This window comes from Cryptosporangium phraense (genome assembly GCF_006912135.1).
Taxonomy (GTDB): domain Bacteria; phylum Actinomycetota; class Actinomycetes; order Mycobacteriales; family Cryptosporangiaceae; genus Cryptosporangium; species Cryptosporangium phraense.
The window spans coordinates 33482-47565 of sequence record NZ_VIRS01000029.1; the positions used below are offsets into that span (position 1 = coordinate 33482).

General features: G+C 72.0%; 15 protein-coding genes and 1 tRNA gene. 8 read left to right on the forward strand and 8 right to left on the reverse strand.

The genetic code is table 11. The features are described 5' to 3' along the window. The first annotated feature begins 171 nt into the window (after window positions 1-171). The 3 genes from FL583_RS30925 to FL583_RS30935 all read left to right on the forward strand — a co-directional run bounded on the left by FL583_RS30925 (window position 172) and on the right by FL583_RS30935 (window position 3326). Complete coding sequence (locus FL583_RS30925; RefSeq protein WP_142708402.1) at window positions 172-1467, forward strand: ABC transporter substrate-binding protein; 1296 nt, start codon at window positions 172-174, stop codon at window positions 1465-1467. A gap of 61 nt (window positions 1468-1528) precedes the next feature. Beyond that, window positions 1529-2494: a carbohydrate ABC transporter permease gene (locus FL583_RS30930; protein ID WP_142708403.1), complete on the forward strand. Its 966-nt coding sequence runs from the start codon at window positions 1529-1531 to the stop codon at window positions 2492-2494. Next, entirely contained in the window at window positions 2487-3326 is an 840-nt protein-coding gene (locus tag FL583_RS30935; RefSeq protein WP_142708404.1) for a carbohydrate ABC transporter permease, read from the forward strand. Before FL583_RS30930 ends, FL583_RS30935 begins: the two co-directional genes overlap by 8 nt. A 2-nt stretch (window positions 3327-3328) precedes the next feature. On the opposite strand, the gene FL583_RS30940 is transcribed toward FL583_RS30935, so the two are convergent. Together FL583_RS30940 and FL583_RS40480 are read right to left on the reverse strand one after the other, a co-directional pair. After that, window positions 3329-5413: a DEAD/DEAH box helicase gene (locus FL583_RS30940; protein ID WP_142708405.1), complete on the reverse strand. Its 2085-nt coding sequence runs from the start codon at window positions 5411-5413 to the stop codon at window positions 3329-3331. 855 nt (window positions 5414-6268) lie between these two features. Further along, window positions 6269-6332 (reverse strand) — tRNA-Arg (locus tag FL583_RS40480). A gap of 116 nt (window positions 6333-6448) precedes the next feature. Here FL583_RS40480 and FL583_RS30950 point away from each other — a divergent pair. Continuing rightward, entirely contained in the window at window positions 6449-7069 is a 621-nt protein-coding gene (locus FL583_RS30950) for an N-acetyltransferase (protein WP_142708406.1), read from the forward strand. A 49-nt stretch (window positions 7070-7118) separates the two neighbouring features. On the opposite strand, the gene FL583_RS30955 is transcribed toward FL583_RS30950, so the two are convergent. Both FL583_RS30955 and FL583_RS30960 read right to left on the reverse strand, forming a co-directional pair. Continuing rightward, entirely contained in the window at window positions 7119-7745 is a 627-nt protein-coding gene (locus FL583_RS30955) for a GNAT family N-acetyltransferase (protein ID WP_205752614.1), read from the reverse strand. A 14-nt stretch (window positions 7746-7759) separates the two neighbouring features. Further along, window positions 7760-8782, reverse strand: a complete 1023-nt coding sequence (locus FL583_RS30960; protein ID WP_205752615.1) for a DMT family transporter — start codon at window positions 8780-8782, stop codon at window positions 7760-7762. A gap of 81 nt (window positions 8783-8863) precedes the next feature. On the opposite strand from FL583_RS30960, the gene FL583_RS30965 reads away from it, so the two are divergent. Beyond that, complete coding sequence (locus FL583_RS30965; RefSeq protein ID WP_142708408.1) at window positions 8864-9379, forward strand: CGNR zinc finger domain-containing protein; 516 nt, start codon at window positions 8864-8866, stop codon at window positions 9377-9379. A 36-nt stretch (window positions 9380-9415) separates the two neighbouring features. Here the strand turns inward: FL583_RS30965 and FL583_RS30970 are convergent, their stop codons facing one another. Continuing rightward, complete coding sequence (locus FL583_RS30970; protein WP_142708409.1) at window positions 9416-10591, reverse strand: epoxide hydrolase family protein; 1176 nt, start codon at window positions 10589-10591, stop codon at window positions 9416-9418. Between the two features lie 113 nt (window positions 10592-10704). Next, a complete protein-coding gene (locus FL583_RS30975) occupies window positions 10705-11262 on the reverse strand; it encodes a GNAT family N-acetyltransferase (RefSeq protein WP_205752616.1) in 558 nt (185 codons plus the stop codon). Here FL583_RS30975 and FL583_RS30980 point away from each other — a divergent pair. From FL583_RS30980 to FL583_RS30990, 3 genes are all read left to right on the forward strand, one after another. Continuing rightward, on the forward strand, window positions 11245-11445 hold the full coding sequence (locus tag FL583_RS30980; RefSeq protein WP_142708410.1) for a hypothetical protein: 201 nt from the start codon (window positions 11245-11247) through the stop codon (window positions 11443-11445). The genes FL583_RS30975 and FL583_RS30980 overlap by 18 nt on opposite strands. A 125-nt stretch (window positions 11446-11570) precedes the next feature. After that, on the forward strand, window positions 11571-11918 hold the full coding sequence (locus FL583_RS30985) for a UBP-type zinc finger domain-containing protein (protein ID WP_142708411.1): 348 nt from the start codon (window positions 11571-11573) through the stop codon (window positions 11916-11918). Between the two features lie 70 nt (window positions 11919-11988). Further along, window positions 11989-12720: an SDR family oxidoreductase gene (locus FL583_RS30990; protein WP_142708412.1), complete on the forward strand. Its 732-nt coding sequence runs from the start codon at window positions 11989-11991 to the stop codon at window positions 12718-12720. Here the strand turns inward: FL583_RS30990 and FL583_RS30995 are convergent. Both FL583_RS30995 and FL583_RS31000 read right to left on the reverse strand, forming a co-directional pair. Then, complete coding sequence (locus FL583_RS30995) at window positions 12698-13249, reverse strand: TetR/AcrR family transcriptional regulator (RefSeq protein ID WP_142708413.1); 552 nt, start codon at window positions 13247-13249, stop codon at window positions 12698-12700. The two genes, FL583_RS30990 and FL583_RS30995, sit on opposite strands and share 23 nt — an antisense overlap. Before the next feature lie 21 nt (window positions 13250-13270). Further along, entirely contained in the window at window positions 13271-14074 is an 804-nt protein-coding gene (locus FL583_RS31000; RefSeq protein ID WP_240746875.1) for an SAM-dependent methyltransferase, read from the reverse strand. Window positions 14075-14084 lie beyond the last annotated feature (10 nt).

The following is a 14084-nucleotide window of genomic DNA, read 5'->3' on the forward strand; positions in this document are numbered from 1 at the left end:
CTTGCAACCCGCCGTTCGTCGCTTCGATCTGACACTTCTCGGTTGCAAAGTTGAAATATCCGTACGCTCTGGACTCCCGCCGCTCCCCATCCGCAGGCCCTCGGCCGAGGTTCCGCCCGCACGGAACCCCGCACCCACCGAGCAGGCCGGCGCCCCTGGAAAGGACAGCGTGTGTTCAAACGACGAATCGCAACGGTGGCCGCCGCCGCGTTACTGGCGTCGACCCTGGCCGCTTGTGGCGGCTCCGGCGGCTCCGGTGGCGACTCCAAGACGCTCACCTACTGGGCCAGCAACCAGAGCATCAGCCTGGCCAAGGACGCCGAGATCCTCAAGCCCGAGCTGGCCAAGTTCGAGAAGCAGACCGGCATCAAGGTGAAGGTCGAGGTCGTTCCGTGGTCCGACCTGCTCAACCGTCTGCTGGCCGCGGCCACCAGCGGCCAGGGCCCGGACGTCGTCAACATCGGTAACACCTGGTCGGCGAGCCTCCAGGCCACCGACGCGTTCGTGCCGTTCGACGACGCGACGATCGGCAAGGTCGGCGGCACGAACCGGTTCGTCCCGTCGGCGCTGGCCGCGGCCGGCGCCAAGGGCAAGCCGCCCACGGCCGTGCCGCTCTACAGCCTCGCCTACGCGCTCTACTACAACAAGAAGATGTTCGCCGAGGCCGGTATCACCAAGCCGCCGGCGACGTGGGAGGAGCTGGTCGCCGACGGCAAGAAGCTGACCAAGGGCGGCAAGTGGGGCCTGGCCCAGGAGGGCGCCCACGTCTCGGCGCACTCGCACCACGCGTTCATCCTCTCCCAGCAGTACGGCGGCGAGTGGTTCGACGCGGAGGGCAAGCCGACGTTCGACACCCCGCAGAACGCCGAGGCGATCAAGCGGTACGTCGACTTCCTGGCCGCCGACAAGATCACGAACCCGGGCAACGCCGAGTACGCGCAGAACGAGTCGGTCACCGACTTCGCCAGCGGCAAGGCGGCCATGCTGCTCTGGCAGGCGGCCGGCCAGCAGCTCGCCCTGCACGGCATGAAGCCCGACCAGTGGGGCGTCGCCCCGGTGCCGTTCCTGGCCAACCCGCCGGCCGGGGGCAAGAAGGTCGACAGCATGGTCGCCGGCATCAACATCGCGATCTTCAAGCACTCCAAGAACCAGGAGGGTGCGCTGAACTTCGTGAAGTTCATGACCAGCGACGAGGAGCAGACCGTGCTCAACAAGGCCTACGGCTCGCTGCCGTCGGTCGTGACGCTGTCCGACGACCCGGCGTTCGCCGGACCGGAGCAGAAGGTGATCGCCGACACGCTCGCCGCCACCGCCGCCCCGCTGCCGCAGGTGCCCGAGGAGAGCCAGTACGAGACGTTGATCGGTGGCGTCATGAACGACCTCTTCGCCGCGGCCGCCAAGGGCAAGTCGCCGTCGGTCGCCGAGATCCAGGACAAGCTGAAGACCGCCGAGGAGCAGGTCAAGTAACGCCGAGCCGGTCCGGGAGCGCCCGCTCCCGGACCGGCTGGCCGGAAAGGACCCCTTCGCCATGACGACCACGCTCTCGGCCCCCGACGAAGCGCCCCCGGAGCCGACCCGAAAGCCCCGGAAACGCCGCCGGACGCCGGCCCTGCCGTACCTGCTGCTGATTCCGGCCATCGTGCTGGAACTGGCCGTGCACGTCATCCCGATGCTCACCGGCATCTGGATGAGCCTGCGAGAACTCACCCAGTTCCACATCCGCGACTGGTCCGGCGCCCCGTTCATCGGCCTGGACAACTACAAGGTCTCGCTCGACGTCGACAGCGCGACCGGCAAGGAACTCCTGCACTCGTTCTGGGTGACGATCGCCTGCACGATCCTGGTGGTCGGCCTGTCCTACGGACTCGGCCTGGCCGCGGCCGTGCTGCTGCAGCGTCCGTTCCGCGGCCGCGCCCTCTTGCGGACGCTCTTTCTGACGCCGTATGCGCTGCCGGTCTACGCGGCGGTGATCATCTGGAGCTTCCTGTTGCAGCGCGACACCGGGGCACTGAACCACGTGCTCGTCGACCAGTTGCATCTCGTCGACGACCGGCCGTTCTGGCTGATCGGCGGCAACAGCTTCTGGTCGCTGGTGATCGTGATGGTCTGGAAGCACTGGCCGTTCGCGTTCCTGTGCCTGATGGCGGGGCTGCAGGGCGTTCCCCAGGACCTCTACGAGGCCGCGTACATGGACGGGGCCGGGTTCTGGCGCCGGCTGCGGGCGGTGACGCTGCCGATGCTGCGCCCGGTCAACCAGGTCCTGCTGCTGGTCCTGTTCCTGTGGACGTTCAACGACTTCAACACCCCGTACGTCCTGTTCGGCAAGAGCGCACCGGATCAAGCCGACCTGATCTCGATCCACATCTACGAGAGCTCGTTCGTGACCTGGAACTTCGGCCTCGGCTCGGCCATGTCGGTCTGCCTGCTGCTGTTCCTGTCGATCGTCTCCGGGCTCTACCTGTTCTTCACCCGAAAGGCGCGCGCCGATGCATGAGACCGCCGCCGAGCGCTGGTCGCGCCGGATCGTCCTGACCCTGCTGACGCTGTTCGTCGTCATTCCGCTCTACGTGATGCTGTCGACCGCGATCAAGCCGCTGTCCAACGTCCGCGACTCGTTCACCTGGCTCCCGCAGAAAGTGTCGTTCGAGGCCTTCGTCGACATGTGGGACACGGTGCCGCTCGGGCAGTACCTGGTGAACAGCCTGATCGTCTCGACGTCCGCGGCCGTCCTCTCGGTCGCGATCGCGATCCTCGCGGCCTACGCGACGAGCCGGTGGCGGTTCCGTGGGCGCGGACTGTTCCTCGCCAGCGCGCTCTCCACCCAGATGTTCCCGGGGATCCTGTTCCTGCTGCCGCTGTTCCTGATCTACGTGAACGTCGGCCGGGCCACCGGGATCGAGCTCTACGCGAGCCGGACCGGCCTGATCATCACCTATCTGACGTTCTCGCTGCCGTTCTCGATCTGGATGCTCGTCGGCTACTTCGACTCGATCCCCCGCGAGCTGGACGAGGCCGCCGCCGTCGACGGCGCCGGTCCGATGCGGATCCTGTTCCGCGTCCTGATCCCGACCGCGGTGCCGGGCATCCTCGCGGTGACGGTCTACGCGTTCATGACCGCCTGGGGCGAGGTCCTGTTCGCGTCGGTCATGACCGACGAGACCACCCGGACGGTCGCCGTCGGTCTCGCCGGTTACTCCACCCAGTACGACGTCTACTGGAACCAGATCATGGCCGCGTCGCTGGTCGTCAGCGTGCCGGTCGTGGCCGCATTCCTGTTCCTGCAGAAGTACTTCGTGGCCGGGCTGACCGCCGGTGCGGTCAAGTAGGGCTACTTCTGCAGGGCCTCGGTGAGCAGCGCGACCAGCGCCTCCAGCTGGACGTCGGCCGACGGGACGATCTCCTCGTCGGACCCGTCCAGCGCCCGGGCGGCCAGGCCGGCCTTGGTGTCGATCAGCTCGGCGATCCGGGCGTCGATCGTCTGCGCGGCGATGATGCGCCACGCGGTGACCGGCTCGGTCTGGCCGATCCGGTGGCTCCGGTCGATGGCCTGGGTCTGCTCGGCGTCGGTCCACGACAGCTCGGCCAGCACGACGTTCGACGCGACCTGCAGGTTGAGGCCCACGCCGGCCGCGGTCAGCGAACAGACGGCGATCGCGACGTCGGGGTCGTTCACGAACGCGTCGATGTTGCGCTGCCGCGCCTTGGGGGTCTGGTCCCCCCGGATCGACGCGTACTGCACCCCCTGCTTCTCGAAGATCTCTTCCGCCTCGTCCATCACGTCGACGTGTTTGGCGAAGAAGACGACCTTGCCGGCGCTGCGGGCCAGCTGGGCGGCGTAGTCGGCGGCCGGGCCGGCCTTCGCCTGCCCGATACGTCGCATCATGCTGAACACGTTCTCGCCGGACGTCGTCGTGGAGTCCTTGAGCTCGGCCCGCGCGATGCGGCGGACGAGGACCTCGTCGACGACGTCGGCCGGGCCCCCGGCGAGGGAGTACTGCTCGACCATGCGGCGGGCGAGCTTCCGCTCGGCCGCGCGGATCGACCGGCCGGCGGAACCGTCGAGTTCGACGGGCAGGTCGGCGATGCGGCGGTCGGGGATGTCGGCGGCGACGTCGACCTTGCGGCGCCGGACGATGCCCTGCTCGACGACGGCCTCGCGGGCGGCCGGGTAGAAGCCCGGGTCGGCGGGCGTCAGGCCGGTGTCTTCCAGTGCCTGCATCAGCTCGCCGAGCGGCTTCGTGTCGTCGATCCAGCCGAGGAACTGCCAGATGGCCCGGAAGTCGTCGATGTCGTTGATCAGCGGGGTGCCGGTGAGCGCCATGAGCAGCGGCTGCGCGGTGCGCGACCGGATCCGCTCGGCCAGCTCGAGGACGTGCTGCGAGCGCTGCGACGTCTTGTTCTTGATGAAGTGCGCCTCGTCGACGACCATCCCGCGGAAGCCGAAGTTGCCGAGCCAGCCCACGTGCCGGTCGAGCACCTCGTAGTTGACGACGACGATGTCGGCGTAGCCGTCGACGGTGTCGCCGTTGCCCTGCACGACGGTGACCGGGCGGTTCGGCGTCCAGAGGCCGGCCTCGCGGGCCCAGTTGGTCTTGACGACGTTCGGCACGACGGCGAGCAGCGGGTACGCGTCGGCGGCCTCGGCCGCGAGCAGCGCCTGAGCGGTCTTGCCCAGGCCGGGCTCGTCGGCGAGCAGGAAAGTGCGGTGGCCGGCCGCGGCCGCGGCGACCAGCCGGGCCTGGTGGGCCATCAGCTTCGGGTAGCGCGTGGAGGGCGCGGGCAGCGTCATGCACGCGGAGTCACCGCTGCCGGCGCGCTCGAACGAGCTGAGCAGCGGGCCGAGCAGCTCCCAGCTGGCCAGCCGGCGCGGCCGGGCAGTGGAGCGCTGTGCATACGCAGAGTAGTCGGGGGCAAGGAACGGGGTCGCCAGCTGGCGGGTCGCTACCGACTGCGGCACCACGCGGCGCTCGGGGGCGGCCGGGGTCTCGGCGGGCGGCGGCGCTTCCTCGGGGGCCGGCTCGAGGCCGGCGGAGAGCAGCATCTCGCGCTTGAGCGAGCGGACGGAGTCGGCGACGACCGCGTCCTCGTCGAGCAGTGCCATCAACTCGACGTCGCGGACCGCGGTGGTCGCGAGGATCTGCGCGATGCCGTCGAGGCGTTTGAGCTGCTCGGAGCGGTGGTTCTCGGAGCCGGCGGCGTCCTTGCGCAGGCGGGCACGCTCGTCCCGCAGCAGCAGGGCGACCGCGTGGAACTTCGTGCGGACAGCGGGCGTCACGCGTCCGCGCTGGGCCGCCGCCTCGACTTCGCGGGCGGTGCCGGCGAGCAGCGCGATGACGTCGCCGCGATGGCGGCCCCGCTGGTTGTTCGGGGCGGGACGGCGAGCACCCGTTCGGCGCTGGCCTGGTCGAGCCATGAAATCTCCTTCGCATGCGGGCACGAGCGTAGGGCCTCGGTGGGCGTCCTCCCGGCGCCGGCATCCAGCGAGTTCGCGAGCCGGCGTGCGTGCCTCGTTGATCTCAACGCCGGAGCCGGCGCGATGTTCCCACCCAGGGCCGTTCCCCATCTTAGGGGTCCGGGGCTCCGAGCGCCTGAGCTGGAACCGGGGGTTCGGCCGGCCGCCCGCGCCGGAGGGGGGGTATCGGGGCTGACGGACGGGGAGCAGCGGTTCTCCGCGGCGCCGCCTGCGGCACGAGGCTGCGCAGCCGGCTGCCGCGGGCATCCGCGTGGTGCTCGCCACGCTCGGGCCCCGCTCACCGGCAGCGCCGAGGGTCGGACCGCGTACCTCGACGCCGACCTGTGCGACCGCTCGGCGATCCTGGACTCCGATGGGGTGCGGGAGGGTACCCGCCTTGGTCGGCCGGTCCGCCGGAGGCCGCGGAGCGTTCCTGGCCGCGACCGCCGGCCAGGGGCGACCCGGCCGACGGGTAGGAGGTGGTCGCGGCGGCTTCGGAGCGGCACGACGAGCCGGGCCGGGCGCCCGGCCCGGCGGCCCGACGTCGGCGGCCACGGAGGCGTCGCCCGAGCTTGACGAGCCCCGGGGGCGCGCTGCGCTCGGCGGATCGAGGCGGAGCGCTGCGTGCGGAGGCGGCCCATCGGTAGAGTGCCGCGAACTCCGCGCAGAGAGTCGTGGCCTTCCAGCCGGCCGGGCTCGGATCGGCAGCGTGGCGGTTTGCGGTCGCCTGTCCTACCGATCGGGCAGATGCTTTTACCGGCTGAGCTGGCGGCTCGGAATTGCTGGCGGAAGAGTCGGATTGGCGTTACCGCAGCCCGCAGCGGGCGGATTCGAACCGCCTATCTCCAGGTTCGTCACCTGGTGCGCTGATCCGCGCTGCGTTCGGCACCGTTCGTGCTGTTCACCGGCCACCGTGGAGGATCCCGGCGGGCGGCCAACTCATCGACGTGACGGGCAGATCTACGTCACGATGAGAGCGGGCGAGAGGAGGCGTCGATGACCATCACCGAGCAGGTCGTAGCCAGGGCCCCCGAAGAGATGGCGGAGGCCATCGCCGCGCTGGTCACCGCCTCCTGCGCCGAACTCGACGTCTACCGGTGGGTGTTCCCCGAGTCGGCGGTCCGGGCCGAGGCGCTGGCGGAGAGTTGCCGGCTGGCCGTCGACCAGGTGTGGTCGGGCGCGGGCGGCCACGCCGACGTCGTCGCCGACGAGGACGGCCGGGTGCTGGGCGCGGCGGTGTGGTTCGCGGGGCGTCCGCCGTTTCCGTCGGAGATCTTCGAGCGGTACCTGGCCGGGGTCGGGACGGCGGCCGCGCGGCTCCGGCAGATGGAGGAGTTCCTGCTGGCCGGTCATTCCGGCGGGGACGAGGAGTATCTGCGGTTCCTGGCCGTGGTTCCCGGTCGTCGGGGTGTCGGGCTCGGATCGTCGCTGCTGGCTCATCGGCTCCGGGAGCTGGATCGGGTGGGGCGGGCGGCGACGGTCGAGGCGGTGTCCGCGCGGGGCGTGACGCTGTGTGCGCAGCACGGGTTCGTGCCGGTCGGGAGCGAATTCCGGGGGCCGGGCCAGACCCGGGCCCGTCCGATCATGGTCCCGATGCGCCGCGCCCCCACCCGCTGACGCCCCCACCCGCTGACGCCCCGTCCGCTGACGCCCCCGTCCGCTTTCGTCAGAGCGCCAGCACCGCCCGGGTGTAGAGCACCTCGAAGCCGTGGCGCGCGGCATTCTGGTGCGACCGCGACCCCGGCTGCACGACGACGACCGCGACGTCGCAGCCGGCCTTCGCCGCATCGGTCAGCCGGGCCCCGAGCAGCGCGCTCTGCACGCCCCGGCGGCGGAACTCCGGCCGGGTGCCCGCCCCGGTGAGCTGGGCGATCCCGTCGACGACGTGCATGCTGCCGCCACCGGCGGGCGTGCCGTCCAGACGGGCCAGATACCGCCGGGTGAGACCGGCCGCATCACGCTCGGCGTTCTCCAGCACCGCGCGCGAGAACTGCTCGTACCACGCGACCCCCTCCGCGTCCGGGTGCAGTGACGCCTCCACGACGACGTCCAGCCACACCTCGAACTCGTCCTCGCCGCTGCGTCGAACATCAGCCACGTCCGGCCGCTCGGAGGCAACGCAACCGAGCACGTTCTCGAATGACACGAGCCGGTAGCCCCGACCGGCCAGCAACTCCAGCACCCCCGGATCCGCCAGGCTGGACACCTCCACCTGCACCGCCGCGCCCCGCTCCGCGTAGGCCCGCTCGATCGCCTCCAGCTCGGCCGCCGCCGGCACCCCGTCGAACCCCACCCCCGCCACCTTGTTCAGCGGCGAGTCCGGCTCGGCGTAACTGGCGACCCCACCGGCGACCGGGACGACGAACCCGGCAAGGTCGCCTCGCCGGCGGGCGGCGGCGGCACTGCAGGCGGCGATGAACCGTCCCTCGGCCCGCTCGACGCGGCCGGCGAGCGAGATTCCGCAGAACACGGTTCCTCCTGGAAACGAAGTAGCAGGGCGAGCCCGGCCAGGACCGCCACGCCCCCGGCCAGCTGGATAACCGACGGACGATCACCCAGGAACACCACCGCGGTCAGCGTGCCGACCAGCGGCGTCAGGTTGTCGAGTTGCCCGGCCCGGGCGGCCGGGACCCGCGCGATCCCGCGGTTGAACAGCACCCCGCCGATCGCCCCGCAGACCACCACCGCGAGACACGCCACCCAGGCCGACGCCCCGGCGGTGTCGAGCCGGGTGCCGCCGGTGGACCACGACCCGACCACGAACGGCGCCACGCTCAGTGCCCCACCGGTGCTCTGCCACGCGCTCGCGTTCAGCCCGTCGTCGTCCTCGTTGAAGCGTCGGGTGGCGATCAGGTAGAGCGCGGACGCGGCCACCGCCAGCAACACCAGCGCGTTACCTAGCGTCGTGTCGCTACGGCCGCGTGGGCCGAGAGCCACCAGCGCGCCCCCGATCAGACCCAGCAGCAGGGCCGCGACCGCCCGTCCGGAGAGCCGTTCGCGCAGCAGGACGACCGCCAGCAGCACCGACAGCAGCGGCTCGGCGGCCAGCAGCAGGCTGCCGCTGGACGCGCTCGTACGGGCCAGCCCGAGGTCGCCGAAGAGGAACGCCAGCCCCGGCACCAGTGCGCCGACCAGCATCTGGCGTCCGGCCCCGCGCCTGCGCAGGCGGCCGCGGGCGAGAGCGGCGATCACCAGCAGCACGGCGGCCCCGGAGATCTCCACCGCGAGCAGGTCGACCGGCCGGACCGCCCGCAGCGCGACCACCGACACCGTCGTACCGACGCCGAAGATCGTGGCCGCCAGCAGCAGCGCGGGCTCACCGGTACGCACGTCGCCCTCCTCGAAGTAACCGCCGTTACGGTCACACCGGTTCGTCGACGAAGCAACCGATTAAACCAGTACGGTGGTTACATGGGAGGCGACGAGGAGCTGCTGCTGGCCGTGGCCAACACCGCTCACGGGCCGGACGACGAGTTCGTCGACGGCGAATCGCTCCGCGCCTGGTGGCTCGCGCTCGGGCATCCGGCCACGTCGCCGGCGGTGGACGTCGAGATCGTGCGCGCGCTGCGCGTCCTCATTCGCGGTCTGGCGCTGCGCAACAACGGCGTTGAGCCCGACCTCGGCCGGGCCGCAGGCCTGGAGTCGCTCGGCCTCCGGCTCGACCTCGGCGGCCCGCCGTCGCTGCGCGCCGAAGAGCGCGGCGATCTCGCGCGTGAGATCGCCGCGGCCACGGTGACGGCCCTCCTGCGCGCGACGGCCCGGCCGGGCTGGCCGCGGGTCAAGGCCTGCCGCGGCGACGACTGCCGCTGGGTCTTCATCGACGGCTCGCGCAACGGCTCCCGCCGCTGGTGCGCGATGGCCGGCTGCGGCAACCGCGCCAAGGCCGCCACGTTCCGCGACCGCCACCGCCGTACGGCGCCGACCTGAACCATGCGGACGGCCGGGAGCCGACCGGCCGAGACGTCAGCGCAGGGGGCGGAACGCGGCGCGGAGTTCGGCGGCGAACAGCTCCGGCTCCTCCCAGGCGGCGAAGTGGCCGCCCCGCTCCGCCTCGCCGAAGTAGTTCAGCGTGGGGTAGGACTGCGCGGCCCAGCTCCTCGGCGTCCGCCAGATCTCACCGGGGAACGCACTGAAGCCGACCGGGACCCGGGGGTCGGGGAGCGGTGCCGCGCCGGCGGCCGGCGCGTCCGGTCCGTAGGCCTCCCAGTACGACCGCGAGGTCGACGCGCCGGTGCTGGTCAGCCAGTAGATCGTGATGTTGTCGAGGATGTGGTCCCGGGTGAGGTTGCCCGACGGCTCGCCCGCGACGAACGCCCGGGCGATCTTGTTATAGGCGTCGGTGTCGTGGTCGATCATCCAGGCCGCGAGCGCGGCCGGCGAGTCGAGCAGCGCGTACCCGATCGTCTGCGGCCGGGTGGCCATCTCGACGAAGTAGCCGTTGCCGCTGGTCTGGAACGTCTTGATGGCGGCCAGCGCGGCCTTCTCGGCGTCGGTGCCGTTCGGTAACGACGCCGGGTCGTTGAGCGCGGGCACCAGCAGGTTGGTGTGAATGCCGACCAGCCCGTCGGGGCCGATCCGTCCGATCGCGTCGGTGACCCCGGCGCCGACGTCGCCGCCCTGGGCCACGTAGCGGTCGTAGCCGAGCCGGCTCATCAGCTCGGCCCAGGCCTGCGCGGTCCGGACCAGGTCCCATCCGAGCTCGGCCGGCTCGCCCGAGAAGCCGTAGCCGGGCAGCGACGGCAGCACCAGGTGGAACGCGTCATCGGCGTCGCCGCCGTGCGCGGTCGGATCGGTCAGCGGGCCGACCGAGTCGAGCATCTCGATGACCGAGCCGGGCCAGCCGTGGGTCATGATCAGCGGCAGCGCGTCCGGGTTCGCCGACCGGACGTGGACGAAGTGGATCTCGACGCCGTCGATCTCGGTAGTGAACTGCGGCAGCGCGTTCAGCCGGGACGCGACCCGCTGTCCGTCGTAGTCGGTCGCCCAGTACTCGGTCAGCGCGTGCAGGGCGGCCAGTTGCACGCCCTGCGAGCGGTCGCCGACGAGTTCCCGGGTCGGCCAGCGCGTCGCGGCCAGACGTTGCCGCAGGTCGTCGAGCGCCTTGTCGGGTATCTGCACCGTGAACGGACTGATCGTCATGTCGAGCGCTACCTCTCTGCCGGAGCGGCGCGTGCCGGGTCGCCCCAGCGTGCGGGGCGACTCCCAGCCTGGCCGCATCCGACGCCGCTCGACCCCGGGAAACACCCTGGTCTTCAGGGTGTGCCGAAGATCTGGTCGACGCCGTTGTCGTCGTCCCACAGGTGCACGAAGCCGACCCGCTCGTAGAGCCTGCGCGCCGCGCTGCCGCGGTCGATGGCCAGCCGGAACGGCCGCTCGTCACGATGGGCGTCCATCACCTGACGCAGCACCTGACCACCCAGCCCCCGGCCCTGGACCGCCGGCTCCAGGTAGAAGTGCTCGATCCACAGCGCGTCCATCTCGGGCCGGACGGCGATGACGCCGACCGGCTCCCCGGCCACCTCGATGACGTCGGTGTTGGCCGGAACGTAGGTGTCGAGGAAGCGACGCCGGGCCCACTCCTCGTCCCACAGGCCGAGGCGTTCGAGGTCGGGTCGCATGGCGCGGGCCTTGAGGTCCGCGAGCCGGCCGGCGTCCGCGGGCCGGGCCGGGCGGAGCGTCCACGCAGTCTTCACCCGCAGAGTATTTCCGACGGCCCGGCGGAACGGTGCCACCAGCGAGCGGACCGCCTCGGTCGAGCCCCAGTCGTCGTCGAACATCGCCATCAGAGCGAGGTGCTGACGCAGCTGCACGTAGGCGAACCGGTCGGTCCAGCCCGGCTCCGCGCCGGTCAGCTCGGCGTCGGTCTCCGTCGTCCGGTGCAGCCGTGCCAGGTCGTGCGCGAGCCGCTCCCAGAACTGCTCGGCGGCCGGGCGGGGGTGCAGCCGGGACAGGACCAGCAGGTCGTCGTCGTGGTGCAGCCGCGCCAGGAGTAGCGAGCCCGGCGGTGCGGAGCGCCTCGAGGCCCTCGGCCTCCCGAGCGAAGACGTCGCCCTCCGGTCGCCGCCGGAGGGGCACCGTCGAGGTCGACGGAGGAATCGGGATCGCCTAAATTTCGGCCATGAGCGAGAGTTCGATCGATCCGTCCGTCCCGCCGTCCGGCCCCGGTTGTGCCGAGTGCACCGCGAACAGCGGCTGGTGGTTACACCTGCGCCGGTGCGCGGAGTGCGGGCACATCGGCTGCTGCGACAATTCGCCGTCGCAGCACGCGACCGGGCACTACCGGCAGTCGGGCCACCGGACCATCCAGTCGTTCGAGCCGGGCGAGGACTGGTTCTACGACTACGCCACCGAGGAATTCGTCACCGGGCCGGTGCTGGCCCCGCCGAACAGTCACCCGGAGGGTCAGCCCGCTCCGGGGCCGGCCGGCGCGGTACCGCCCAACTGGCAGTCGCTCCTGAACCGCTGACGAGTAAACCGATCTGTTTCCTCCGGGTGCTACCGTCGAGGAAACAGATCGGTTTACCTCGGGAGCAGTCATGGCAACGGTTCTGATCACCGGCGCTTCGCAGGGCATCGGCCGGGCCGCCGCGGTCGAGCTGGCCCGCCGTGGGCACCGGGTCGTGGCCACCGCCCGCAACGCCGACGACCTGGCCGGCCTGGACGTCGCCCAGCGGCTCCGCCTGGACGTCACCGACCCGGCCTCGGTGGAGCAAGCGGTCGCGTCCGCCGGGCCGGTGGACGTCCTGGTCAGCAACGCCGGCCAGACCATGCGCGGGCCGGTCGAGCGGACGCCGGTCGCGGAGATCGGCCGGCTGTTCGACCTCAACGCGCTCGGCGCCATCCGGGTCACCCAGGCCGTGCTGCCGGGGATGCGCGAGCGGGGTACGGGCCGTCTCGTGTACGTGTCGAGCGTCCTCGGCCGGCTGACCGTCCCGCTGATCGGCGCCTACGCGGCGAGCAAGTGGGGGCTCGAGGCGCTGGTCGAGACGCTGGCCGCCGAGGTGCGCCGGTTCGGCGTCGACGCGGTGCTGCTGGAGCCGGGCGCGGTCTCGTCCGACGGCCCGGCGGCCGCCCCGGTCTATCTGACCGACGACGACGTCTACCAGCCGCTGGCGCGCGAGGTCGCCGGGGCCCGCAGCGCGCCGATTCCGCCCGCGGAGGTCGCCGAGGCCATCGCCGACGTCGTCGACCTCCCCGCCCCGGTGCCGTTGCGCGTGCCGGTCGGCGACGCGGCCCGGGCGGCGCTCAGCGCAGCTGGGCGTCGATGAGCAGTTCCGCTATCTCGCGGGCGCGCGCGCCGGGCGCGGGGGAGTTCATCACGACGGCTCGCCCGGCGGCCCCGTCGTAGAGCAGCGCGAGCTGCTCGCCGAGCGTCTCCGGGTCGCGGGCCCCGGCCTCCCGGGCGGTCTCGGTCAGCCGCCGGGCGAACTCGACCTTGTGCTGCCGGGCGAACGCGTGCGCGGGCGCGTCCGGATCGGGCACCTCGACGGCCGCGTTGAGGAACGGGCAGCCGCGCCGGGGGTCGTCGCCGTCGGCGCGGGGTTCGAAGATCGCCAGCAGCCGCTCCCGCGCGGGCCGGTCGGTGCGGTCCAGGGCCTGCTCCGGGGTCGGCCGAGCCTCGGCCAGGTAGGCCAGGACCAGGTCGTCCTTGGTGCGGAAGTGGGTGTAGACGGTGCGCTTCGACGCGGTGGCGGTGGCCGACAGCTGATCCATTCCGGTCGCGTTGATCCCCTGCCGGGTGAACAGGGTCGCGGCCGCGGCGAGGATGCGCTCCCGGGCGCCCGGTCGGTCGGTCACCTACTCATGGTACCGATCGGTTTACCCGATCCGGGCGACCGCGCCGTAGCCCGAGACGTCGGCCCGGGAGGCGGGGCTCTCGCCCGGGGCCCGGCGCCACTCGGAGAGCACCGCGATGCCGGGCGGGACGAGCTCGAGCCCGTCGAAGAACCGCGCGAACTCGGCCCGGCTGCGCAGCCGGCTGCCCTCGGCGGTCGAGATCGCACCCAGCTGCCGGGCCTGGTCGGGCGGCAGGAAGTCGAGCGTCATGTGGCTCATCGCCAGGTAGGAGCCGGGCGGCAGCGCGTCGACGAGCGTCCGCACCACGTCGTAGGGGTGCGTGGCGTCGTCGAGGAAGTGCACGACGGCCATCAGCGTCAGCCCGACCGGCCGGGTCAGGTCGAGGACGTCGGCGACCTCGGCGCTGCCGAGGATGCGCCGGGGGTCGAGCAGGTCGGCGTGCAGGTACGCGGTGCGGCCCTCCGGAGTCCCGGCCAGCAGGGCCCGCGAGTGGGCGAGGACCAGCGGGTCCTTGTCCGCGTAGACGACCCGCGCCTCCGGCGCGACCGACTGCACCACCTCGTGCAGGTTCGGCGAGGTCGGGATGCCGGTCCCGATGTCGAGGAACTGGCGGACGCCGGCCTCGGCGGCCAGGAAGTGGGCGGCCCGCTGCAGGAACGCGCGGTTCTCCAGCGCGGCGACGCGCGCCTGCGGGTACACGGCCAGCACCGCGTCGCCGGCCGCGCGGTCGGCGGCGAAGTTGGTCGTCCCGCCCAGCATGTAGTCGTAGCGCCGGGCCGGGTGCATCACCGAGGTGTCGATCGGGGGCTGCTCGCTCTCCGCCACCCGTCCGAGT